The organism is Microbacterium sp. LS_15 (assembly GCF_041954735.1).
Classification (GTDB): domain Bacteria; phylum Actinomycetota; class Actinomycetes; order Actinomycetales; family Microbacteriaceae; genus Microbacterium.
This window is the reverse complement of the sequence record NZ_JAVAYD010000012.1, coordinates 66,767-89,984: the sequence shown is the minus strand read 5'-3', so window position 1 is coordinate 89,984 and position 23,218 is coordinate 66,767. Positions and strand designations below refer to the sequence as shown.

General features: G+C 71.7%; 17 protein-coding genes. 8 read left to right on the top strand and 9 right to left on the bottom strand.

The features are described 5' to 3' along the window. Nucleotides 1-101 precede the first annotated feature (101 nt). From RAC69_RS14015 to RAC69_RS13995, 5 genes are all read left to right on the top strand, one after another. A complete protein-coding gene (locus tag RAC69_RS14015) occupies nucleotides 102-944 on the top strand; it encodes an ATP-binding cassette domain-containing protein (protein WP_375087351.1) in 843 nt (280 codons plus the stop codon). Next, complete coding sequence (locus RAC69_RS14010) at nucleotides 941-1,984, top strand: ABC transporter permease (protein ID WP_375087350.1); 1,044 nt, start codon at nucleotides 941-943, stop codon at nucleotides 1,982-1,984. Before RAC69_RS14015 ends, RAC69_RS14010 begins: the two co-directional genes overlap by 4 nt. 100 nt (nucleotides 1,985-2,084) lie before the next feature. Then, nucleotides 2,085-3,116, top strand: coding sequence for a sugar ABC transporter substrate-binding protein (locus RAC69_RS14005; protein ID WP_375087349.1), 1,032 nt, complete (start codon nucleotides 2,085-2,087; stop codon nucleotides 3,114-3,116). A 35-nt stretch (nucleotides 3,117-3,151) separates the two neighbouring features. Further along, a complete protein-coding gene (locus tag RAC69_RS14000; protein WP_375087348.1) occupies nucleotides 3,152-5,317 on the top strand; it encodes a N,N-dimethylformamidase beta subunit family domain-containing protein in 2,166 nt (721 codons plus the stop codon). Nucleotides 5,318-5,380: 63 nt separating this feature from the next. Beyond that, a complete protein-coding gene (locus tag RAC69_RS13995; protein ID WP_375087347.1) occupies nucleotides 5,381-5,674 on the top strand; it encodes a hypothetical protein in 294 nt (97 codons plus the stop codon). 21 nt (nucleotides 5,675-5,695) lie between these two features. On the opposite strand, the gene RAC69_RS13990 is transcribed toward RAC69_RS13995, so the two are convergent. From RAC69_RS13990 to RAC69_RS13955, 8 genes are all read right to left on the bottom strand, one after another. Further along, nucleotides 5,696-6,715 (bottom strand): LacI family DNA-binding transcriptional regulator, encoded by a 1,020-nt coding sequence (locus RAC69_RS13990; RefSeq protein WP_375087346.1) that lies wholly within the window; start codon nucleotides 6,713-6,715, stop codon nucleotides 5,696-5,698. Between the two features lie 35 nt (nucleotides 6,716-6,750). Beyond that, nucleotides 6,751-7,605, bottom strand: a complete 855-nt coding sequence (locus RAC69_RS13985) for a hypothetical protein (protein ID WP_375087345.1) — start codon at nucleotides 7,603-7,605, stop codon at nucleotides 6,751-6,753. Next, nucleotides 7,602-8,891 carry a DUF4038 domain-containing protein gene (locus tag RAC69_RS13980; RefSeq protein WP_375087344.1) on the bottom strand — a complete coding sequence of 430 codons (1,290 nt, stop codon included), beginning with the start codon at nucleotides 8,889-8,891 and terminating at the stop codon, nucleotides 7,602-7,604. Before RAC69_RS13980 ends, RAC69_RS13985 begins: the two co-directional genes overlap by 4 nt. Before the next feature lie 35 nt (nucleotides 8,892-8,926). Continuing rightward, nucleotides 8,927-10,192 carry an enolase C-terminal domain-like protein gene (locus RAC69_RS13975; RefSeq protein WP_375087343.1) on the bottom strand — a complete coding sequence of 422 codons (1,266 nt, stop codon included), beginning with the start codon at nucleotides 10,190-10,192 and terminating at the stop codon, nucleotides 8,927-8,929. Further along, nucleotides 10,189-11,085, bottom strand: a complete 897-nt coding sequence (locus RAC69_RS13970; RefSeq protein ID WP_375087342.1) for an NAD-dependent epimerase/dehydratase family protein — start codon at nucleotides 11,083-11,085, stop codon at nucleotides 10,189-10,191. Before RAC69_RS13970 ends, RAC69_RS13975 begins: the two co-directional genes overlap by 4 nt. Then, a complete protein-coding gene (locus tag RAC69_RS13965; RefSeq protein ID WP_375087341.1) occupies nucleotides 11,082-12,005 on the bottom strand; it encodes a carbohydrate ABC transporter permease in 924 nt (307 codons plus the stop codon). Before RAC69_RS13965 ends, RAC69_RS13970 begins: the two co-directional genes overlap by 4 nt. Beyond that, nucleotides 12,005-12,934, bottom strand: a complete 930-nt coding sequence (locus RAC69_RS13960) for a carbohydrate ABC transporter permease (protein WP_375087340.1) — start codon at nucleotides 12,932-12,934, stop codon at nucleotides 12,005-12,007. The genes RAC69_RS13965 and RAC69_RS13960 overlap by 1 nt, the downstream gene beginning before the upstream one ends. A 76-nt stretch (nucleotides 12,935-13,010) precedes the next feature. Further along, nucleotides 13,011-14,375 (bottom strand): extracellular solute-binding protein, encoded by a 1,365-nt coding sequence (locus RAC69_RS13955; protein ID WP_375087339.1) that lies wholly within the window; start codon nucleotides 14,373-14,375, stop codon nucleotides 13,011-13,013. Between the two features lie 221 nt (nucleotides 14,376-14,596). On the opposite strand from RAC69_RS13955, the gene RAC69_RS13950 reads away from it, so the two are divergent. Genes RAC69_RS13950 through RAC69_RS13940 form a run of 3 tightly spaced genes read left to right on the top strand, consistent with a single transcriptional unit; the run spans nucleotide 14,597 to nucleotide 22,568 of the window. Continuing rightward, nucleotides 14,597-18,103, top strand: a complete 3,507-nt coding sequence (locus tag RAC69_RS13950; RefSeq protein ID WP_375087338.1) for a sugar-binding protein — start codon at nucleotides 14,597-14,599, stop codon at nucleotides 18,101-18,103. Further along, complete coding sequence (locus tag RAC69_RS13945) at nucleotides 18,100-20,907, top strand: family 78 glycoside hydrolase catalytic domain (RefSeq protein WP_375087337.1); 2,808 nt, start codon at nucleotides 18,100-18,102, stop codon at nucleotides 20,905-20,907. Before RAC69_RS13950 ends, RAC69_RS13945 begins: the two co-directional genes overlap by 4 nt. 53 nt (nucleotides 20,908-20,960) lie before the next feature. Further along, nucleotides 20,961-22,568, top strand: coding sequence for a DHA2 family efflux MFS transporter permease subunit (locus tag RAC69_RS13940; protein ID WP_375087336.1), 1,608 nt, complete (start codon nucleotides 20,961-20,963; stop codon nucleotides 22,566-22,568). A gap of 30 nt (nucleotides 22,569-22,598) precedes the next feature. Here the strand turns inward: RAC69_RS13940 and RAC69_RS13935 are convergent, their stop codons facing one another. After that, the gene (locus tag RAC69_RS13935) at nucleotides 22,599-23,186 is read right to left on the bottom strand and encodes a TetR/AcrR family transcriptional regulator (RefSeq protein ID WP_375087335.1); all 588 of its coding nucleotides are present in this window, start codon (nucleotides 23,184-23,186) and stop codon (nucleotides 22,599-22,601) included. Between the last annotated feature and the right edge of the window lie 32 nt (nucleotides 23,187-23,218).

The window sequence follows — 23,218 nt, the reverse complement described above, 5'->3', positions numbered from 1 at the left end:
TTCGACGGCTCCGGTGACATGACCGCCCAGCAGGTCACCAGCGACGGCGGCTGCATCGCCGTCCGACCCTCCCGAACCCCTCCGAGGAAGGAACCACTTCGATGAATGCCGATCTCCGCAGCGGCGGCACAGTGCCCGCCGCCGCATCACCCCCGACCGATACCGCGCTGAGCACGCGCGGCATCCGGGTCTCCTACGGCCATGTCCATGCGCTGCGCGGCGCTGACTTCGACTGCCGGCCCGGTGAGGTCACCGCCCTCATCGGCGACAACGGCGCGGGCAAGTCCACGCTCGTGAAGGTGCTCTCCGGAGCGCTCGCCCCCGACGACGGGCAGGTCTTCGTGGGCGGGGAGCCGTTCCGAGCCTCCGGACCCACCGATGCGCAGGCGGCGGGGATCGAGACCGTATGGCAGGACCTCGCGCTCGCCCCCGACATGGGTCCGGTCGCCAACATGTTCCTGGGCAGGGAGACGCGCCGTAAGGGGCTGCTCGGCGCCCTGGGGTTCCTCGACAACAAGTCGATGGCCGCGACCGCCCAGCGGGAGTTCGCCCAGCTCGGCGTCACGGCCGACCCCCGTCGAGGGTCCGTCAGCGACATGTCGGGCGGACAGCGCCAGGGTGTCGCCGTCGCACGGGCCGTGAGCTGGGCCCGGACGGTCGTGCTGCTCGACGAGCCGACCGCGGCGCTCGGCGTCGTCCAGACGAGGGGCGTGCTCGACATGGTCCGTCGCGTCGCCGACCGTGGCCTCGCCGTCGTGCTCATCAGCCACAACATGTCCGACGTCCTCAGCGTCGCGGATCGCGTCGAGGTCCTCCGCCTCGGACAGCGTGTCGCGAGTTACACGCGACAGGAGGCGAGCCTCGAGATGCTCGTCTCGACCATGACCGGAGGGGCGACGCCCCCGGCGTCCGCTCCCCGCATCGAGATCGGAGAAGACCGATGACCTCGCTCGACACCATGGGCGCACCCGTCCCCGCACCGGAAGCACCGACCTGGCGCGAACGCCTGGAGCGCGCGTGGCAGCATCCGCTCTTCGTCGTCACGTGCGCGCTGATCCTGCTGATCGTCGTGTTCGCTGTCGTCAACGGGCAGCCGTTCCTGAGCGCGGCGAACGTGCGGAACATGTTCCTCGCCGGCTCCATCATGCTGATCCTCGCGGTGGGGGTGACCTACGTGATCATCACGGCGGGGTTCGACCTCTCCGTGGGGTCGGTGCTCGTCTTCTCCGGCGTGGTCAGCATGATCGTCATGCACCGTGTCGGCGGCGATGGATGGGGCACCGCGCTGCTGGGTCTCGCCGTCGCGATCGCCAGCGGCCTGCTGCTCGGATGGATCAACGGCCTCCTGGTCGCCTACGCCGACCTGAACCCCATCATCGTCACGCTCGGCATGTTCGGCGCGGCACTCGGTCTGGCTCAGGTCTTCACGGGTGGGCAGGACCTCAGCGGGATGCCGACCTCGATGTCGCAGTTCGGTGTCGGCCGGCTCCTGGGCATCCCGTGGGTGGTGATCATCGCGGCCATCGTCGCGATCATCGCCGCCATCGCGCTGCAGTCGACGGCCTTCGGTCGCCACACCTACGCCATCGGCTCGAACAAGGAGGCGGCGGTCCGTGCCGGCGTCCCCGTGCGGCGTCACCTCGCCGTCATCTACGGTCTCTCCGGGCTGCTCGCCGGCCTCGCCGGCTGGCTGTCTCTCTCGGTCTACGGCACGACCAACATCTCCGGTCACTCGCTCGATGCGCTGACGGCCGCGACCGCCGCGATCCTCGGTGGAGCCAGTCTCTTCGGCGGTGTCGGCACGATCGCGGGCACGGCCCTGGGCAACGCGATCCCGGTCGTGCTCGCGAGCGGTCTCGTCATCGCCGGGTTGCAGAGCTTCTGGCAGCAGGTCGTCACCGGTGCCGTGCTCGTCGGCGCGCTCTACCTCGACCGGCTCCGCCGGCTGCGGAGCCTGCGCAGATCGAGTTCCGCCTCGAGCTGAGCGCCACGCGGGCGCCCGGCACCCTCGGTCCTTCCCTTCCCCGTCCTTCACCGCAGTCCTCCTCTCGCATGTCCTCACCACCCGATACAGGAGTCACCTCATGAATGCACGCAGCTTCACCCGCCCGCAGAGCCGTACCCGCCGCATCCTCTTCGCCCTCGCCGCCACCACTCTGCTGGTCGGTCCGCTCGCCGCCTGTTCCGGCGACGACGCCGACGCAGGCGGAGGGACCGACGGCGACTCCGTGACCGGAGCCTCGGTCGCGATCGCCGGCCCGCAGTCGGGCGACCCCTACTACGTGCAGGTCGCGTGCGGGGCGCAGGCGGCGGGCAAGAAGCTGGGGATGGATGTCGGCGAACTGCAGGCGCCGCAGAACCAGAACCAGGCGCAGCTCACCACCATCGTCCAGAACGTGCTGACCAGCGCCCCGGACGCCCTCATCTACACGCCAGCGGATCCGGAGGCGGGCGGCATCCCGATCCAGACCGCTCGCGAAGACGGCGTGACGGTGATCGACGTCGACGCCCAGCTCGCCGACGAGAACCTGTACGACTCGTTCGTCGCCTCGAACCACTACGAGGGCGCCAAGGAGATCACGGCCTACCTCGCGGACCTCATCGGCGGCGAGGGTCAGATCGCGGCCATCGGATCGCTCGCGACGAACCCCATCACGCAGGCCCGCATCAAGGGATTCGAGGACGCGTTGAAGGACTACCCCGACATCGAGGTCGTCTCGATCTCGTACCCCGAGATCGCGGCCGACGTGATCCAGGCGAACGCGGCATCGACGCTCGTGAAGTACCCCGACCTCAAGGCCATCTACACGACCAACTACCTCAACTCCACCGGTGCGGCCGTCGCCCTGCGCAACGCGGGCGTGGTGGGCGACGTGAAGATGGTGAGCTGGGATGCCGGCGCGGCGAACGTCGAGCTGCTCCAGGAGGGCGTGCTCCAGGCGACCGTCGCCCAGCAGCCCTACGCGATGGGCGAGCTGGCGATCGAGCAGATCGCGAAGAAGCTGAACGGCGAAGAGGCGTCGAAGACCGTCGACGCGCCCGTCGAGATCCTCACGAGCGAGGACGTCGACAGCCCCGAGGGGCAGAAGCTCTGGTACAAGACCGAGTGCAACTGACCCGCCCCGACCGCCCTCTCCCTAGGAACAGCATCATGACGCTCACCGGATACCTGAACACCCTCTCCGCCGTACCGGGCGAGATGGTCGACCTGATGGTGAGCGCGAGCGCTCCCGAGGTGGAGGTCGCCCTGGTGCGACTGCGCCACGGAGACGACAACCCGCAGGGACCCGGTCGTCGGATCCTCCCGGTCGCGTCGTTCCCGACGCGGACCGTCGAGGGTGGGGAGCGCGACGTGCACCTCGGGTCCTGTGTCGCGGTGCCGAGCATCGGGCGGCAGTCGTCGAGCGGCGTCGACCTCTCGGTCCTCGTCCAGCCGACCACGCCCGCCGTCGGCCGCGAGCAGGGAGTCCTCTCCCTGCTCGCGGCCGACGGCTCGGCGGGGGTGACCGTGCTGCTGGACGCCACGGGAGCCCTCATCCTCCGCGCGGGGCAGGATGACGTCACATCTCTCGCCGTCGCCTGGCGGAGCGACAGCTGGTACCGCATCGAGGTCGGGATCTCCGTCGACGGTACCGCGCAGCTGCGCTGCACCGAGCTGCGGGGCCGACGGGAGGTCTGGTCGGGCGCCGCGCCCGAGGCTGCCGTGGCACGAGCGGTGGTGGAGTCGGCGGTCGTCGGCGCCGTCACCTGCGGCCGTGTGGGCGCGCAGTGGGTGCCGGACCGCGTCTTCAACGGCAAGATCGAGAACCCTCGCATCCACCGCACCGACGCCGGAGGGTCGAGGTCGCTCGTCGCCGACTGGCGGTTCGAGCGCGAGGTCGGCAGTGCGCTGAGCATCGACGTCTCCGGTCACGAGCGCCACGGGATCGTGGTGGGCGCCCCGCTGCGCGCGGCGACGGGCGCCTCGTGGCGCCACGAGGAGGTCGACTTCACCAAGGTGCCCGACCAGTACGGAGCGATCCACTTCCACGACGACGACCTGGATGACGCGGGGTGGCCGAGCAGCCTCCGCTTCGCCGTGCCGGACGACCTCGAGTCCGGGGTGTACGCGGTGGAGCTCCGCGCCGGCGACGCCGTCGACCACGTGCCGTTCGTCGTCCGCCCAGGTGCCGATTCGGCACGCGCTCGTATCGCGGTGCTGCTGCCGACCTTCACCTACATCGCCTACGCGAACGAGCGCATGGTCACCCGGCTGGACTTCGAGGGCGATCAGATGAGCGATCACCCGATCCACCCCGGGCACCGCGACATCGAGCTCGCGCAGCATCCGGAGTGGGGCCTCAGCATGTACGACGTGCACTCCGACGGCAGCACCTGTTCGTATTCGACCCACCTGCGCCCGATCCCCAACCTCCGCCCCGACTACCGCGCCTGGCTGCAGGACGCCCCGCGTCATCTCAGCGCCGACCTGTACCTCGTGGACTGGCTCATGGAGAAGGGCTACGGGTTCGACGTCATCACCGATCACGACCTGCACCGAGACGGTGCGCCGCTGCTCGCCGACTACGCCGTCGTCATCACCGGCAGCCATCCCGAATACGTCAGTGCGCGGATGCTCGATGCCTTCGACGCGCACGCCGAGGACGGCGGCTCGCTCATGTACCTCGGCGGCAACGGCTTCTACTGGGTGACCAGCCAGGATGCCGTGCGCCCCCACCTGCTCGAGATCCGCCGCGGCCCGGTCGGCACCAGACCGTCGGAGGGCGCACCCGGTCAGGGCTTCCACAGCACCACCGGGGAGCCCGGGGGGATGTGGCGGCAGCGCGGTCGCTGGCCGAACTCGCTGACCGGGGTCGGGATGACGGCTCAGGGTTGGGACTCGCGGGCACCGGGCTTCCGTCGGTCCGCCGAGCTGCCGCCCGAGCTCGCCTTCGTATTCGACGGGGTGACGGAGGATGTCATCGGCGACTTCGGCCTCATCATGAACGGGTCGTCCGGCGACGAGATCGACCGCTTCGACCCGGAGCGCGGAAGTCCCCGGGAAACCGTCGTGCTCGCGACCTCCACCGGGCACAGCGACTTCTACCTGCTCGCGGGGGAGGACGTCATGGCGTCCCGTGCCGGCCTCGGCGGCACGGAGAGCGCGGACGTCCGCTCCGACATGACCTGGCTCGAGAAGCCAGGAGGCGGTGCGGTCTTCAGCGTCGGATCGATCTGCTTCACGGGGGCGCTCTCGCACGACGGGTACGAGAACAACGTCTCCACCGTCATCGGGAACGTGCTGGGGGAGCTGCTCGGGCGCCGCGGCGACAGCTGACCAGGCGGCGGTTGCGCCCGCCGACGTCCTCGGTCAGATCGCGGATCCGGGTACTGTTCGATCATGGGAAAGCTCGAATACAACAGTTCGCGTCCGGCGATCGACGTCGACGACGACGTCCTGGTCCACGTGAAGATCGTCATGTCCACGAAGCTGCGGCGCCAGGAGAGCTTCATGATGACGTGGCCGGGCGGTTCCCAGCGGGTCGGCGCGATGTCGGCGTGGATCCACCCGAGCATCCCGCTGGTCCTGGAGTTCGACGAGAACCCGGCGCCGAAGGTCGACCCGCGACGCATCGAGCGCATGATGGCGCGGCTCAATGCGCGCGGCGAGCTGGTCCTCGACGAACTGGAGTGAGGACCTCCGGCGTCGTGCAGGTCAGGAGCGCGGGCCGACCGACGACTCGCCCTCGATGAGGATGCCGTCGACGCGGTGGACTCCTGGTTCGTAGGCGCCGCCCTCGATGGCGTCGGCGAGGTACTCGGCCGCGCGCTCTCCCACGGTGCTGAGCAGGGGGTCGATCGTGGTGAGCGTGCGGTCGTGTTGGTCCATGAGACCGGCGAGGTTGTCGAACCCGACGATCGCGACGTCGGCGGGGATGCGGAGCCCCGCCTGTCGGAAGACCTCGGATGCGGCCATGGCGATCGTGTCGTTGCCGCAGAACACGGCGTCGAACTCGAGCCCGGAGGCGATGAGGTCCTCGGCGGCGCGCCGCCCCCACGACCGCGACCAGTCCCCGTGGAACCCGGCTCCGCCGACGAGCTCGAGACCCTCGGCGGCGAGCACCGAGGTCAGACCCTCGGCGCGCTCCCTCGCGGAGTGGTCGTCGAGCGAGGCGCCGATGTGCGCGATGCGGCGCCGGCCGAGACCGAGCAGGTGCCGACCTGCGAGCTCTCCGGCGACCTGGCCGTTGTGCACGAACGACACGTCGTCCGGCTCGTCCGAGAAGCCGTAGGCGTACACGACCGGCACGGTGAACCCGGCCGTGACCGAGCGCATCGCGGTGCCGCTGCCGTCGCCGACGACCAGCAGGCCGTCGACCTTGCGCGCGCGGAACTTGCGCACCGTGGCCGCGACGACCGCACGGTCGAGCCGGGAGTCCGACACGAGCACCGACAGGTCGCGTGCGCCCAGCGCCGTCGTCGCGGCGGTGAGCACAGGCATCGTGAACGCGCCGGGTGCGTTGAGGGTGAGCACGCCGATGGTCGCGCTGCGCCCCTGCGCGAGGAACTGACCCAGCGCGTTCGGCTCGTAGTCCAGGCGCGCAGCGGCTTCGAGGATGCGCTCGCGAGTGGCGTCCGATGCCTTGCCCCCGCCGCGCAGCACCTTCGACGCGGTCGAGACGGAGACCCCCGCGATGGCGGCCACGTCCTTGAGGGAAATCGCTTTGCTTGACATCGCAGAACGATTGTAGCGATCCGGTGCCGCGACGCTCACTCGTGCGGCCGGATCTCCCACGCCAGGCGGCTGCGGCGCTCGCCGCGGGCGGCCACCGTCACCGACCCCGACCCGAGGGTGGCCGTGCCGTAGGCGTCGGATGCCGGTTCCAGGCCCACCGCGTCGACCGCGCCCCACCACGGGAACCCAGCGGAGCCGCGCCGCTCCTGCCAGACGAACAGGCGGGGGAGCAACGCGGCATCCCATGTCAGCGTCAGGTCGAGACCGGCCGACGCCGATGCGATCAGAACGCGTCCGGCGGCGGCGTCGAGGTCGTCGAACCGCGCCCCGGGCGCAGCAACGATCTGCACCGCGACACGCTCGGCCGCGTCTGCGCCCTCGGCCCCGAGCGTGACCTCGGCGTCGTCGAACAGCGCCCCCGCGAGCGCCGGGTGCTCGACCCAGACGACGTGCTGATCGCCGTCGCTCTCGTTGCGCAGCACGGTGTCGACGGTCACGCGCCCCTCCGAGACCGTCACCGTGCGGGTCACCCGCAACGGCGCGGTGCGCAGCAGCACCTCCGCGACGATCGCGGCGCGGCCCTCCGCGCGCACGCGCCACGAGCGCCAGGCCGCCTCGCCGTGGAACGGCTGCTCGACGGATGCCTCGGGTGACGGGTCTCCCGCGGCCGGGGTCAGCAGGTGCCACCCGCCGGCATAGCGTCGATGCCATTCGGCGCTGCTCGACGGCATCCGCCACGCATCGCCCTCTCCGCCGAGGCCCTGGTCCGCCCAGGGGGTGCGCGCGAGCAGCTCGACGCCGTGCGCCCGGATCGACGAGATCGCCCCGCCAGCGCTCGTCACGGCGACGCGGATGCCGTGCGCGGCGACGACCGCGTCGTCCGTCGTCACGGGGTCGACCGGCCGAGATCGATCACGAACAGCGCGTCGCCGGCGAACTCGGTCTGCTCGAGACGGATGCCGGGGGCGCCGTCGTGCGCGACCGGCGTCCACTGCGCCGCATCGATCCGCCGGGCGTCGAGGTCGTACACCCGCACCGCGACGACAGCGGCGGGGTCGAGCCGCAGCGTGAGAGCGAACGACTCGGGCGCGTAGACCGCGACCCGGTCACCTGTGCGCCCGACCACGGCTCCCGACGGCTCGTCCACGAGCAGGTCGGCGGCCTCGGCGAGATCGAACAGGACCTCGCCCTCGACGACACGACGCAGGAAGCCGACGTCGTCGGCGCCGGGGAACTCCATCGCCACCGAGAACGGGAACGGCATGCCGTGCACGTTCTCGGCCGTGAACGCGCTGCCGCGGCGGTGCCAGCTCCACACGCCGTGCGCGCCGTACCCGAGTCCCGAGGCCGCCCCGGCCACGACACCGGTCCAGCTGGCCCGCCGCACGTCCGCCCGGGAATGCCGCGCGCGACCGGCGAAGCGGCCCAGTCCCTCGTAGCAGGGTTCGAGGTTGATGATCGGCCGCGGCACCGAGAACGCCGCGTAGTGGCGCACGAGATCACGGGGCAGGGTGTCCCACTCCTGGTTGTGCCCCGGTTGGAGCCCGTGCAGATCGAGCAGCTCCCCGTCCGCGACGGCCTCCGGCATCCGTGCGGTGGGCGTGCTGTGCCAGGTGACGAGCGCCTCGGGGGCGAGTCGGCGCACCTCCGCGGCGGCCAGCGAATACCGGGCGAGCGCGACCTCGGAGTCGAGGTCGTCGTCGCCCGACACGATCCAGATCGGCGCGAACCGGGCGAACCGCTCGACGGCCCCGCGCACGTGGTCGAGGGTCTGCTGCTCGTCGAGCACCAGCTCGGGAGTGAGTCCCGCGCCCCAGGTCGCAGGCACGAAGTTGTTCCACAGCAGCACGAGCATCGGCGTGAAGCCGTGCTCGGCGGCCTCCTGCAGCATCCGCTCCGCCCTCGGCCAGTACTCGGGGTCGCCGCCGTCGAGGTCGAGGCGCCCGTCGCGGACGACGTACGGCGACAGCCCGCCCTCGGAGCGGTCGTGCTCGATCGGCAGCACGCTGATCAGCAGACCCGTGAAGCCCTGCCGCCGCCGCCGCACGAGGTAGTCGGTCCACTCCTCGTCGGACGGCCCGCTGAACGCGGCCCAGGTCGTGTCGGCGAGCAGGAAGGAAGGCGCTCCGTCGCGGAGCAGGGAGCGCCGGGAGGGCGCGAGGGACCACGTGGGCATGCGGGTGCTTTCGGGAGGAGTGGACAGGGACGGGGTCAGGGGGCGATCAGGGCGCCGTCGGTGGAGCGGACGCCCGCCGCCCAGCCGTCGTGGCCGGAGAGACCGGCGGGGAAGCGCGCCGCGGCGCGCTCGTCGAGGTCGACGCCCCAGCCCGGCGCGTCGCTCGGGGTGAGCCAGCCGTTCTCGATGTCGAGCATGCCGGGGAAGACCTCGTGGCTCGCCTCGTTGTACACGTGGCCCTCCTGCACGCCGAAGGCGGGGGAGGAGACATCGAGCGCGACCGCCGCGGCGACGGCGAAGGGCGATGCGTCGCCCGGCGAGTGCCACGCGGTGCGCACCCCCTCGATGTCGGCGAGCACGGCCAGCCGGCGGGCGGCGCTGAGTCCGCCCACGTCGGAGATGTGCGCGCGCAGGTAGTCGACGGCGTGGGTCCGGACGAGACGGGCGGCCTCGGTGAACGACGTGGCCAGTTCGCCGACGGCCAGGGGCACCGACGAGACGGCCGCGACCTCGGGGAGGCGATCCCAGTGCTCGGGGGCGATCACGTCCTCGATGAAGAACGGGCGATACGGCTCGAGGTCGCGCAGCAGCGCGATGGCCTGGCGAGGCGAGAGGCGCGAGTGCACGTCGTGCAGCAGCTCGACATCGTCGCCGAGCAGCTCGCGCATGCGGGCGAAGAGCTCGGGGGTGCGGCGCAGATACTCGGACACCCGCCAGCCCTGCGGATTGCGGGCCCAGTCGTAGAGCCCGGGCGCGGGCGGCGCGCCGTAGTGGCCGATGCCCTGCTGCCCGGTCTGCACGCGGATGTGACGCAGCCCCGCGGCACACAGCTGCTCCGCGTGCGCGGCCGTGGCCTCGGCATCCGGTCCCTCCGCGTGCAGGTACACCTCGGCCGCCGCGCGGACCCGGCCGCCCAGCAGCTCGTAGACGGGCATGCCCGCTCGTTTGCCGGCGATGTCCCACAGCGCCATGTCGACACCGGAGAGCGCGTTGTTGCCCACCGGACCCTCGCGCCAGTACGCGGAGAAGCGGATGAGCCGCGTCAGATCCTCGATGTCGCCCGGGTACCGGCCCACCAGCAGCGGACGGATGTGGTCGAGATACGCGACCACGGCCTGCCAGCGCTGCGTGAACGTGGCGCAGCCGAGCCCGTAGAGCCCGTCGTCGCTCGTGAGCACCTTCACCACCACGAGCGGGATGCCCTCGGGCGCCGTGACGACAGCCTGCACGTCGATGATGCGCACGTCGTCGCGTGCCGCCCAGGGCTGGGCGAAGGTCAGGGGAAGCGGGGCGTCGGTCACGGGATGTTCCTCGTCGGGGTGAGAGACGGAGCGGACAACGGGGCGGTCGCCGTGCCGTCGTGGATCGACTCCGCCGGCCGGAAGCCGAGCACGGTCGCCGCGACGCTCGCATCGACGAGGGGCGACGACCCGTCCACGGGGGAGTCGGTGGGGATGTCGGGGGCGTACCGGGCGAGCAGCGCGCTCGTCGGCTCGCCGAGCAGCGTGTCGTCGGCGCTGAGTCCCGCCACGAGGACGCCGCTGGTCGTCGCCTCGATCGCGACGCGCACGGCCCTCGCGGCATCCGCCATCGTCAGATACGCCCAGCCCTCGCGAGCCATCGACGCGGGGTCCTCGGCGACCTCGGCCGCCGCCCGTCGCAGCACCTCGGGCCACTTGACGAGCGGGAACCGCAGCGCGACCACGTCGATGCCGTGGCGGCGGTGCGCATAGCGGGCGGTCTGCTCGTCGACCCCCTTCGACAGCGAGTAGGCGTCGCCGACGTCGGTCGGGGTGTCCTCCCGCAGCGGGAAGGACGGCGGGAACGCGCGGTGCGGGTTGTTCGGGTAGCCGAGCGCGTTGATGCTGCTCGCGATCACCGCGCGACGGATGCCGCGGCTGCCCGCCTGCTCGAGCACGTTGAAGGTGGAGTCGGTGTTCACCCGGAACACCTCGTACGGGGTGCCGAGAGACGGGTGCGGGATCGCGGCGAAGTGCGCCACGGCATCCGCTCCGTCGAGCGCGGCGGCGACGTCGTCGACCGAGGTCGTGTCGCCGACGAGCACGCGGTCGGCCGGGTGGTCGGAACCGTACGAGAGGGAGAGGGCGGTGACGTCGTAGCCGGCGCGGAGGAGCTCCGCGCTCGCGGCCCGACCGATCTCGCCGTCGGCGCCGGTGACGAGGACGCGGGTCATCCCTTCACCCCTCCGGCCATGCTCGCGCCGCGCAGGAACTGCCGCTGGAACACGAGGAACAGCACCACGGGGATGATGAGCGACAGGAAGAGCGCGGCCATCTGCACGCTCAACTCGGTCTGCGCCGCGAGGCGGGGCAGCGCCACCGACACCGGCTGCAGGTCGGGGTCGGGCAGCACGAGAAGCGGCCAGAGGTAGTCCTTCCACGAGGCCACGACCGCCAGCAGCGCGACCACGCCGAGGATCGGCTTCGACAGCGGGAGCACGATGCTCCACAGGATGCGGAGGGCGCCGGCGCCGTCGATGCGCGCCGCGTCGTACAGGTCGGCGGGGATCGACTCGAGGAACCTCGCGATGATCAGCACGTTGAACGCCGTGGCGGCGGCGGGCAGCCAGATCGCCCACGGGGTGTTGAGGAGCGAGATCCCCAGCACGGGGAGCTCGCGCACCGTGAGGTACAGCGGAACGAGGGCGACGATGCCCGGCACGAACAGCGTCGCGAGGATCGCGGCCGAGAGCAGCTTGCCCCACTTCGGGCGCAGCACCGTGATGACGAAGGCGGCGGTGGTCGACACCACCAGCGTCGCCACGGTCGCACCGAGGGCGAGCACGGCGGTGTTGAGCAGGTAGTGCCCGATGCGGCCCCGCTCCCACGCGATGCCGATGTTCTCCCACTGCACGACACCGCTCGTGAAGAACGCGAACGGCTCACGGATGAGGTCCTGGGTGGGGGAGACAGCGGCCAGCGCCAGCCAGACCAGGGGGCCGAGACCGGCGACGAGGAGGGCGACGAGCACGAGCGTCTGCACGATCGCGAGGGTCACGCGCACGACGGGGCGTCGGCGGTCGGAGTCGGAGATGTTGGTGCGGGGCGCGGGTGCGGCGTCCGCGGAGCGGCGAGGGCGGGCGAGGGTACTCATCAGGCGCTCCAGCGACGGGTCAGGCGGGTGTAGAGGAAGGCGAAGACGCACAGCACGGCGGCGAGCAGGACGCTCAGCGCGGTCGCCGCGCCGTAGTCGACCCGCACGAACGCGTAGTCGTAGATCGTCATGAGCAGCGTCTTGGTCGCGCCGAGCGGTCCGCCACCGGTGAAGAGGAACGGCTCGGTGAAGATCTGCATGGTGCCGATGACCTGCAGCAGCAGCATCGTGCCGATGACGCCGCGCATCTGCGGCAGGGCGACGTGCCAGACGCGGCTCCAGATGCCTGCACCGTCGAGCTCGGCCGCCTCGTAGAGCTCGGTGGGGATGCTGGTGAGCGCGGCGATGTAGATGATGACGGCCGTGCCGGCACCCGCCCAGGTGGTCTCGAGCACGATCGACGGCATCGCGAACGCCGGGGAGGTGAGCCACGGCACGGGGCCGATGCCGATCGCCCCGAGGATCGTGTTGAAGACGCCGTCGGACGACGGGTCGTAGAAGAACTTCCACAGCAGGATGGCGACGACCGGCGGCACCATGACGGGCAGGTAGGCGAGGGCGCTGAAGTACCAGCGGTGCCCGCGGAGCTCGGCGATGAGCACGGCGAGGGCGAGGGGCACGGGGAAGCCGAACACGATCGCGAGGAGCGTGTAGTACACGGTGTTCAGCGCGGCCTGGGGGAGCTGCGGGTCGGAGAGCACGTACGCGAAGTTCTCGATGCCGACCCACTGCGCGTCCTGACCGGGCGTGACGGTCTGCACGCTCATCACGAGAGACGAGACGATGGGGCCCCACGAGAAGTACAGGTAGACGAGGATCGCGGGGGCCGCGATGCCGAGGGCGACGAGTCCGGGGCGCAGGCGGCGCCAGCGACGGGTGGTCGCGGTCGGCGCGGAGCCGGTGCGACCGTGGGAGCGGTTCTGGAACATCTGTTCTCCGGACGGGAGGGATCGGGGCGGGAGCGGTGTCCCGCCCCGATCGCGGTGGGGTGTGGCGACCTGACGGTCAGCGGCTGAGGCGACCCTGGACGTCGGTCTGCGCCTTCTCGAGCAGCGCCGGGATGTCGGCGTTCTCGTCGGTGAGCACGGCCTGGATCACGCCGTCGAGGGCGCCGTAGACCTCCTGCGCGTTGTTCACCGGCTCGGGGACGATCGGGATCTCGGTCGACGCCTCGAGGTACGGAGCGAAGTTGCTCGACGGCACGTTGATGTAGTCGGCGATCCACTCGAAGTAGGTGTCGTACGCGTCGGTGTTGACGACCGCGAGGCCGGGCAGGCCCGTGACGGAGCCGGCCTCGTTCGACGCCTTCGCGTCGGCGACCGCGACGTCCTGGTCGAAGTAGCGCTCGAGGTAGAAGAACTTGATCCACTTCACCGCGGCGGCCTTCTCCTCGTCCGAGGCGTCCGGCTTCACGATCTGCACGCTGCCGCCGGACAGGGTGCCGTTGACGCCGCCGTCCTGCGGCATCCCGCCGATGCCGAAGTCCTCGGCCGGCAGCTTCAGGTTCTGCACGACGCCGTAGTAGCGGTCGGTCGCGGCGATCATCATGCCGATCTTGCCCGCGGCGAAGTCCTGCCCCTGGGTGTCCATGTCGTACAGCGTGTTCGCGGGCAGGGTGCCGTCCTCGAAGCGCATGGCGTGCAGCAGTTCGAGGGCGTCGGTCGACGGGGTGTCGTCGAACGTCGCCTCGCTGCCGTCCTCGTTCTCGATCGTGCCGCCGAACGAGTACGTGATGCCGCTGAACTGCCATCCGCCGGTGTTCGCGGTGGTGAGGGCGGAGAATCCGGCCGCCCCGGTCTTCTCGGTGATCTGCTTCGCGGCCTCGCGCACCTCGTCCCACGTCGTGGGCGGTGCGTCGGGGTCGAGTCCGGCCGCCGTGAAGAGGGAGCGGTTGTACACGAGTCCGAACGAGTACGCGTTGGTGGGGACGGCGTAGACGTTGCCGTCGTCGTCCGACGCGAGATCGAGGATGGTCGGGTTCAGCGAGTCGAGCAGATCCTCCGAGCGGAGGGCGTCGGTGATGTCGGCGGCCTGCCCGCGCTTGATGAGGCCCTGCGGCTCGGTGAGGGGGACGCTGAGGACGTCGGGGAGCGAGCCGCCGGCCGCGAGGGCCTGGAACGTGCTGGCGTCGTACGCGGTCTCGACGGCCTCGACATCGATGTCGGGGTTGGCCTCCTCGAAGGCGGCGACGCGCTCGTCGAAGTACTCGCGGTCCTCCGGGCGGTCCGCCGAGGGGCGGTCGCCGACCTGGATCGTGATCTGACCGTCCGAGCCCGAGTCGGGCGACGGGTCGGACGAGCAGGCGGCGAGACCGGCGGCCAGGCCGCCGATGGCGACGAGAGCCGCGGCAGCGCGGATGCGCTTCGTCATGGGAACTCCTTCGTTCGGGTGGTGCTGCTGTGCGGGAAAAGCGATTGCTCTACCGATGTCTACCAGGTGAGGTGCCGGTTCGTCAAAGCCAATCTTAACGACCGACGGAAGCCGCGATGACGGGCGTCTCGATGCTTGACAAGACTCCGCAACTGTCGCAAGGATGCCGTGGGGCAACCGATTTCCCCATTTCATCGACCTTGGCTCGAAGAGGAGACAGAGTGAGATCACGCACACCCCGGTCGTCGCGCACTACGCGCCGCCGATCGCTGACCCTGAGCGGGGCGCTCATCGCGGTGGGCGCCCTCGCGCTTCCCGCGGCGGCCGTCGCCGCCGACACGACGATCGGCGTGGAGGACCTGGCCGGCTGGTCGGCCACCGCCTTCGACGGCACGACCGTGTCGCCGAGCACGCCTCGCGCGGCGGACCGCGGGCACACCGGCTCGTCGTCGGTCGAGGTTCTGCTCGACACCGCGGTGCGCGGCACCGACAGCTGGGAGATGGCCGCCCGGTCGCTCGGCGGCGTCGACCTCGACTCGGCCTCGTTCTGGATCGACGCCGAGAACCTGCACACGATCGGCGTGCAGCTCGTCGACGCCACCGGGCAGACCCACCAGACCTTCCTGCCGGTGCCCGACGTGGACGGCTGGCAGGAGATCACGCTCGCCTCGCCCACCGACGACCCCAGCCATGGAGCCTGGGGCGGCGCGGCCGACGGCGAATGGCACGGGCCGGCGCAGCAGATCGGGTTCGTCGTGAACTCCTGGGCGCGCCCCGACACCACCTCGACCACCGCCCGCGCTCTCATCGACGACATCACGATCAGCGCCGCCGACGTGACCCCCGGGTTCGCGCTGTCGGCGGGCGCCTTCGGCAACCTCTTCACGGTCGGGGATGCCGTGACGCTGCCCTATGAGACGACGGCCGACACGGTCGCCTGGCGCACCACGGCGGCCGACGGGCGCGTGGTGGCCTCCGGGCAGGAGCCCGCCGACGGCGCGCTCGACCTCGGAGCGCTCGGCCGCGGCTGGTACGGCCTCACGGTCGACGCCCTCGCCGACGGCACCCGCATCGGCGGCGCGCAGACGACGATCGCGGTGCTCGCCGACACCGACGTCGCCGAGACCGCCGACGGTCGATTCGGAGCGGTGACCCACTACGGACAGCACCGCGACTTCGCCTCGATGCCGGCGCTGGCCGTCGGAGGAGTGGCGCAGTTCCGCGACGAGCCCTACTGGAGCGATGTCGAGAAGACCCCCGGCGTCTACGACTGGTCGGTCGCCCGCGCGGAGTTCCTCGACCAGGCCCGCAGCAGCGGCGTCCGTCCCCTGCTGCTCGCCGGTTACGGGAACCCCCTCTACGACGGAGGCAACGGACCCGTGAGCGCGGAAGCCGTCGCGGCGTACTCCGCCTACGCCGCCGAGATGGCGACGGAGTTCGGCGACATGGCCTCGGGCATCGAGATCTGGAACGAGTGGGATCTCGGTCTCGGCGGCAACACGAACGTCGCCCCCGAGCACTACGTGAACCTGCTCAAGTCGGCGTCGCCGGCGGTCAAGGCGGTCGACCCCGACCTGCCCGTCATCGGACCGGCCGTCGCGATCCTCAACACCGACTGGCTCGAGGACACCTTCCGCCTCGGCGCGCTGGACTACCTCGACGGCATCGTGCTGCACCCCTACAGCTACCCGGTGGGAGCCGAGGCCCTCGACGAGACGCTGAACCGCATCGACGCGCTCGTGCGCGAGTACAACGACGGCCAGTCGATCCCGCTCTGGGTCACCGAGCACGGATGGCCGACCGGCACCAACGCCCGCGCTGTCGACGAGCAGACGCAGGCGGCGAACATCGCGAAGTCGGCGGTCATCACCGCGCTGCACGACGTCGAGCGCTACTACGTCTACGACCTCGTGAACGACGGCGTCGACGCGGCGGAGACCGAGGAGAACTTCGGTCTGCTGCACGCCGCGAACGACCCGCTGGGCGCGTACACGCCGAAGCCCGCCTTCGTGAGCTACTCGACGGCGGCCGACGTGCTGGCCGGTGCGCACTCGGCGACCCGCGACACCTCGATCGCCGACCTGTGGAACATCGGATTCGAGACTCCGGGCGGTCCGGTGCGGGCGCTGTGGTCGACGTCGCCGCGGGCTGTCACCGTGACGCTCCAGGGTGACGTGACCGTGACCGACATGTACGGCTCGTCGCGGGTCGTGCAGGCGGGCGCGGGCTCGGAGCTCGTGATCGACCTGCGTCAGGGGCCCGTGTATCTGCAGGGCGCGGTGACGGGCGTGACCGCGTCGGCCACCGCCCTCACGCTGGATCCCGCGTACCTCGGGCAGCCGATCGCCGCGCACTGGAGCATCGACAACGCCGCGTCGAGCACCGAGGGCGCGTATCGTCTCGTGTTCCCCGACGGGCAGGAGGTCGCGCAGACCGTGGCCGCCGGCCAGGTCGGCGCGGTGGACTTCGCCCTGCCCGCCGCCACGGCGCTCGGACAGCACGTCGTCGTCGGCGAGCTGTACCGCGGCAGCACGCTGCTCGGCTCGCTCACGGCCACCACCACGGTCAGCGAGCCAATCACCCTGACCGGCGCGCAGACCATCGCCGCCGACGGGGGATCCGTGCTGCGCCTCACCCTCGGGAACGCCTCCGACGAGTCCGTGACCGTCGACAGGCTGACATCGGTGCTCGGCGGATCCACTGCGACGCAGGCCGAGCAGGAGGAGGTCGCCGCGCACGCCGCGCTCGTCGTCGACATCGCGCTCGACGGCATCACCGCGCGTACGACGTGGTCGGCATCCGCCCTCGTCGGGGGCCGCGAGCTCGCGGCATCCGGCGCTGTCGCCCCGCTCGCCGTGGACGAGGCGCTCGGCGCCGCGCACCGCACGATCACGGTCGACGGAGTGCTGGACGACCTCGACGATCTCACCCCCGTGGTGCTGGAGGGGCAGACCGGGGGGCTGCTCGCCGCGTTCGCGGCGTCGACCGACCAGTCCGCCCGGTTCTGGTACACGTGGGACGAGGACAACCTCTACGTGAGCGTCGAGGTGCTCGACGACGTGCACGACCAGCCGGCAGCCGGATCCACCATCTGGCAGGGCGACTCGGTGCAGTTCACGGTCGCGGCGGGGGCGCCCGGCGCGGCGACGACCTGGCACGAGCTGGGAATGGCGCTGACCCCCGCCGGGCCGCAGCTGTACCGCTGGCTCGCCGCGGGCGATGCCGCCGGCACCGTCGCCGGCTCCCAGGTCGCGGTGGTGCGCGACGACGCCGCGCAGACCACGGTCTACGAGGCCGCGGTGCCGTGGGTGCGGCTCACCGGTGTCGCCCCGTCGTCTGCTCTGCTCAGCAGCGCGCTCATCGTCAACGAGGCGGACGGCGCTGGTCGCGACGGCTACCTGTCGTGGGGCGGCGGCATCGCGGGGGAGAAGGACTCGGCCGAGTTCCTGCCGGTGCGCCTGCTCGCCGCCGACGTCGACCCCGGCACAGCCGGTCCCGGAAGCGGAAACGGCAACGGCAGCGGAACCGGCACGGGCAGCGGAACCGGCACGGGTGGAGCCGTGAGCGGCGCCGCGACCGGCGCGGCGACGGGCGACCCGCTCGCCAGCACCGGCGCTGCGCTGCCGATCGTGCTCGTCGTGCTCGGCCTCGCGCTCGCGGCAGGTGGCTGCCTGCTCGTCGTGCGCCGTCGTCGGCAGACCGCAGCCGGGGTCGATCCGATCGCATGAGGTCCGTCCGCGTCACCGGCGTGCGGGTCGGCCGCCGCCGGGACGCGGCGGTCGCCTCCTCGCCGACGCCGCCCGTCTCCTGGACGGTCGACGCGCCCCCGGACTGGCGGGCGCGGGCGGCGGCGCTGCGCCTCGACGGCGGCGCGGAGCACCGGATCGGGCCGGACCCGGTGCTCCGCGCCTGGCCGTTCGCACCGCTCACCGCGGGGCACGGCGCGGCGCATCGGCTCGAGGTCAGGGTGCAGGGCGACGACGGCGAGTGGTCGGAGTGGAGCGACCCGCTGCCGTTCGTCGAGGCCTTCCTCACGGAGGACTGGTCGGCGCCGCTGCTGCGGCATCCGAGCCCCGGCGGACCTGCGGCGCCGCTCTTCCTGCGTCGCGAACTGCGCCTGCCGACGGACGTCGTGGGTGCCGCTCTGCTCACGACCGCGCAGGGCGTGCATCGGGTGTTCGTGAACGGCGTCGAGGTCGACGACCACGTGCTGAAGCCCGGGTGGACCTCGTATCGCGACCGCCTCGCCGCGACCGTCACCGACGTCACGGCGCTCCTGCGGCGGGAGCAGCAGGTGGCCGTGATCACCGTCGAGGCCGCGGGTGGATGGTTCACCGAGCGCTACGGCTTCGGCCCGAACGCGGCACGCTTCTACGGCGAGCAGCCGGGAGTGTCGGTGCGGCTCCTGCTGCGTCACGCCGACGGGCGGTCGACCGAGATCGACGCCGAGGGCTGGCGGGTCGACCCCGACCCGCCCCTCGTCGCGAGCGGGCTCTACGCCGGCGAGGACTGGGATGCGCGGCGCGAGAAGGCGGGGTGGATGCGCAGCGGGTTCGACGACTCCGCGTGGCCGCCCGCCCTCGTCGAGGCCTTCCCGGCGGATGTCGCGGTGGAGGTGCTCGATGCGGAGCCCGTGCGGCGGACCGCGCATCTCACGCCGGTGTCGGTGCAGCAGGACCTGCACGGCGACACCGCGATCGTCGACTTCGGCCAGAACCTCGTCGGCCGGCTGCGGCTGCGGATCGATGCGGCTGAGGGCGCGGTCATCACGCTGAGCCACGCCGAGATCCTGCAGGACGGGGCACTCGCGACCAGACCGCTGCGTGCGGCGACGGCGACCGACCGGTTCGTCGGCGACGGGTCGGGGACGCGGGAGGTCGAGCCGGCGTTCGCGGTGCACGGGTTCCGATACGCCGAGATCTCCGGTCTCTCGGGCCCGCTCGCTGCGGGCGACGTCCGGGCGGTCGTCGTCGGCAGCGACGTCCGCCGCACGGGGTGGTTCACGTCCTCGGATCCGCTGCTGAATCGTCTGCACGAGAACGTCGTGTGGAGCCTGCGGGGAAACCTGCTGTCGGTGCCCACCGACTGCCCGCAGCGCGACGAGCGACTGGGCTGGACGGGGGATGCGCAGGTCTTCGCGCCCGCCGCGGCCTCGCTCTTCGACGTCGACGCGTTCTTCGGGGCCTGGCTCGACGACCTGGCTCTCGAGCAGCGCCGCAACGACGGGGTCGTGCCGACCGTCGTGCCCGACCCCCTGGGCGCGTTCAGCGCCGTCGCGGCAGCCGGATGGGGGGATGCCGTGACGACCGTGCCCGCACTGCTCGCCGAGCGCTACGCGGATGCGGATGTGCGGCGCCGGCTCGCCCCCGCGATGCGCGACTGGGTCGAGGCGTGCGAGCGGCTGGCGACGGACGACGGCCTGTGGGAGCGCGGCTTCCAGTACGGGGACTGGCTCGACCCGACCGCGACCCGACCGGACAAGGCGAAGACGGATGCCGGACTCGTCGCCGGCGCGTATCGGGTGCGGTCGGCACGGCTCGGCGCGGAGGCGCTGCGCGATGCCGGCGACGCCGCCGGGGCGGCGGAGGCCGAGCGCGTCGCCGAGCACGCGACGACGGCGTTCCGCGCGGCGTACCTCACGCCGGCCGGCCGTCTCCTGTCGGATGCGCCGACCGCCTACGCGCTGGTGCTCGCGTTCGACCTCGCGCCGCCCGCGCTGCGGCCCGCCCTCGGCATCCGTCTCGCCCGGCTGCTGCGGGCCGGAGGCTACCGGCTCGCGACGGGGTTCCTCGGCACGCCGCTCGTGCTCGATGCGCTGCTCGACGCCGGTCAGGAGTTCGCCGCCGAGAGGCTGCTGTTCCAGACCGCGTGCCCGTCGTGGCTGTATCCGGTGACGATGGGCGCCACCACGGTGTGGGAGCGACCGGATGCCGTGCGCCCCGACGGGACACTGCACCCCTCGGGCATGGTGTCGCTCAACCACTGCGCGTTCGGGGCGGTGGCCGATGTGCTGCATCGACGGATCGGCGGGCTCGCACCCACCGCGCCCGGCTATCGGACGATGCGCATCAGCCCCTGGTTCCCGTCGGCGCTCGACCATGCGGAGGTGGTGCAGGAGACCCCGTTCGGCCGCGCGCGCGTGCGCTGGGAGCGCCGCGGCGACGGCATCCGCCTGTCGGCGGAGGTCGCCGTGGGTACGCGCGCCGAGGTCCGGCTGCCCGACCGGCCGCGGTTCGAGGCGGGTCCCGGCGTGCACGAGTGGCTGGTGCAGGACCCCGCGCCCGCGCGCGCGGACCCTCCGGATGCCGAGCGCGGCGTCGACGCCGACCTCGCCGTGCTCGCCGACGCCCCGGGCGTCTGCGGTCTCGTGTCGCGCATCCTCGCGGAGCACTCGCCCGAGATCGCGGCGGAGTTCGATGCCTACATCCGCTGGGTGCCCGGTCGCGCCCTGCGCCCAGAGCTCATCGCGGTGTCCGCTCCGCCGGAGGTGATCGAGAGGGTGGACGCCGCGCTGCGCGCCGCCGCGGGCTGAGAAGTCTCTCGAAAACCCCCTAGCCCGTAACTTATCTAGCTAAGCTAGTAGTCGTGAATCGATACGAACGTCTCCGCTGGATCGGGCTGGTCTTCATCAGCATCGCCGTCTCGCTGATCATCGTCGACTCCACGATCGTGAACGTCGCGATCCCGGCCGTCGTCGACGATCTCGGCATCACGTCGACCGAGGTGCAGTGGGTGCAGGAGTCGTACACGCTCGTGTTCGCCGCTCTGCTGCTCGTCTTCGGCAGCCTCGCCGACCGCTTCGGCCGACGGAGGGTCATGGTGGTCGGCGTGATCGTGTTCGCCGCGTCCTCGGTGCTCGCCGCGAGCGCACCGGACGGCGGCATCCTCATCCTCGCCCGACTCGCGCAGGGCGTCGGCGGAGCGATGATCCTGCCCACGACGCTCTCGATCATCAACGCGACCTTCCGCGGACGCGAGCGCGGCATCGCGTTCGCGGTGTGGGGCTCGACCATCGGCGGCATGGCGGCGGTCGGCCCGCTGCTCGGCGGCTGGCTGACCACCGAGTTCTCCTGGCGCTGGGCTTTCGGCATCAACATCCCGCTCGGGGTGCTCATCGTGACGGGCGTGCTGCTCACGGTCGCCGAGACCCGCAGCGACCGCACCGACCGCATCGACGTGGTCGGCGCGGTGCTCTCGGTCGTGACGATGGGGTCGCTCGTCTTCGGGCTCATCGAGGGGCGCACGTACGGGTGGTGGCTCGTCGACGAGCGCCCGCGGATCGGCGACGGGACGTGGCCGCTCGATCTCTCTCCGATCCCCTTCGCGTTCGCGCTCGCGCTGATCGGCCTCGTGGCCTTCATCCTGTGGGGCGTTCACCGAGAGCGCGCCGGTCGGTCGACGCTGCTGGCGCTGCGGCTGTTCTCGATCCCGTCGTTCCGCAACGGCAACATCGCCGCTGCCGTCGTCGCGCTCGGAGAGTTCGGCATCATCCTCGCCCTGCCGCTGTGGCTGCAGTTCGTGCTGGGCTTCGACGCCCTGCAGACCGGGCTGCTGCTGCTCGCCCTGGCGCTCGGCTCGTTCCTCGCGAGCGGCGTCGCCGGCGCCACGAGCGGACGGATCGCCCCGGTCTGGATCGTGCGGGCAGGACTCCTCGCCGAGATCGTGGGTGTGGCCGGCGTCGGCCTCGTGATCGCGCCCGACGCATCGTGGGTTCCCCTCATCCCGTTCCTGTTCGTCTACGGCCTCGGCGTCGGTCTCGCGACCGCACAGCTCACCGGAGTCGTGCTGGCCGACGTGCCCGTCGCCGACAGCGGGGCCGCCTCCGGCACGCAGTCCACGTCGCGTCAGCTCGGCGCGGCCCTGGGCGTTGCGATCCTCGGCACCGTGCTGTTCACGAGCACGGCCGGCATCCTGGGCGCGTCCCTCGACGACCGGGGGCTCCCTGCCGGGCAGCGCGATGAGATCGTCTCGACGGTGGTCGACAGCGCGGGGGCTGCCATCAGCGGACTCGACGCGCGACCCGACACGTCCGACATCGCGGACGACGCGAAGGCCGCGTTCTCGGACGGCACCCGCTTCGCCGCGTGGACCGCGGCCGGATTCCTCGCGGTCGGCCTGCTCTCGACGATCGCCCTCGGCAGGGGCGGATCGAAGCGCGACGACGAGGTCGCGGAACGCGGCGACGAGGGCTGAGGTGCATCGCGAGCCTGTCGGCAGGCCGCCTCAGCTGCCCGCCAGGATCCCCTCCGCGCAGCGCCGAGCGACCGCGAACGGCTCGGGGAACGTGCCCATGCCGAGCGTGACGATCGCGCCCTCGTAGAGCAGCATCAGCGTCTCGGCCGTGCGCTGCGGGTCGTCGATCCCCGCCTCGACGCAGAGGTCGAAGAACCGGTCCAGCAGCCAGACCTTCTCGCGCGAGGCCTCGGCGAGCACCGGAGCCCCCTCGTCGCCGCCGACCTCGGCGCGCGCGTTGACGGCGCTGCAGCCCTTCGGGCTGTTGGCGGTCGACCAGGCGAGCGCATGGTCGAACACGGCGAGGATGCGGGGGATGCCGGGGCCTGGCACCGCTTCGAGGTGGGCGGCGAGATCGTCGCGCCAGCGGGCGTCGCGGTGTTGGAGGTAGGAGACGACGAGCGCCTCCTTCGACCCGAACCGGTCGTAGAGGGTCTTCTTGGTCACGCCGGCGGCCTCGGCGATCGTGTCGACGCCCACGGCGTGGATGCCGCGCTCGTAGAACAGCCGCGATGCGGCGTCGAGCACGCGGCGCGCGCCGGGGGTCAGGGGAGCGAGGTCGGGGACGGGCGAGGCCATGACACGAGTATAGGGATCTGTATACTCGCGGT

Bases quoted from the DNA above. Each gene is read 5' to 3' on its own strand.
- RAC69_RS14010 (WP_375087350.1), top strand. From the start codon at position 941: ATGACCTCGCTCGACACCATGGGCGCACCCGTCCCCGCACCGGAAGCA.
- RAC69_RS13970 (WP_375087342.1), bottom strand. From the start codon at position 11,085: ATGACCCGCGTCCTCGTCACCGGCGCCGACGGCGAGATCGGTCGGGCC.
- RAC69_RS13995 (WP_375087347.1), top strand. From the start codon at position 5,381: ATGGGAAAGCTCGAATACAACAGTTCGCGTCCGGCGATCGACGTCGAC.
- RAC69_RS14000 (WP_375087348.1), top strand. From the start codon at position 3,152: ATGACGCTCACCGGATACCTGAACACCCTCTCCGCCGTACCGGGCGAG.
- RAC69_RS13990 (WP_375087346.1), bottom strand. From the start codon at position 6,715: ATGTCAAGCAAAGCGATTTCCCTCAAGGACGTGGCCGCCATCGCGGGG.
- RAC69_RS13960 (WP_375087340.1), bottom strand. From the start codon at position 12,934: ATGTTCCAGAACCGCTCCCACGGTCGCACCGGCTCCGCGCCGACCGCG.
- RAC69_RS13980 (WP_375087344.1), bottom strand. From the start codon at position 8,891: ATGCCCACGTGGTCCCTCGCGCCCTCCCGGCGCTCCCTGCTCCGCGAC.
- RAC69_RS13965 (WP_375087341.1), bottom strand. From the start codon at position 12,005: ATGAGTACCCTCGCCCGCCCTCGCCGCTCCGCGGACGCCGCACCCGCG.
- RAC69_RS14015 (WP_375087351.1), top strand. From the start codon at position 102: ATGAATGCCGATCTCCGCAGCGGCGGCACAGTGCCCGCCGCCGCATCA.
- RAC69_RS13955 (WP_375087339.1), bottom strand. From the start codon at position 14,375: ATGACGAAGCGCATCCGCGCTGCCGCGGCTCTCGTCGCCATCGGCGGC.
- RAC69_RS14005 (WP_375087349.1), top strand. From the start codon at position 2,085: ATGAATGCACGCAGCTTCACCCGCCCGCAGAGCCGTACCCGCCGCATC.
- RAC69_RS13935 (WP_375087335.1), bottom strand. From the start codon at position 23,186: ATGGCCTCGCCCGTCCCCGACCTCGCTCCCCTGACCCCCGGCGCGCGC.
- RAC69_RS13945 (WP_375087337.1), top strand. From the start codon at position 18,100: ATGAGGTCCGTCCGCGTCACCGGCGTGCGGGTCGGCCGCCGCCGGGAC.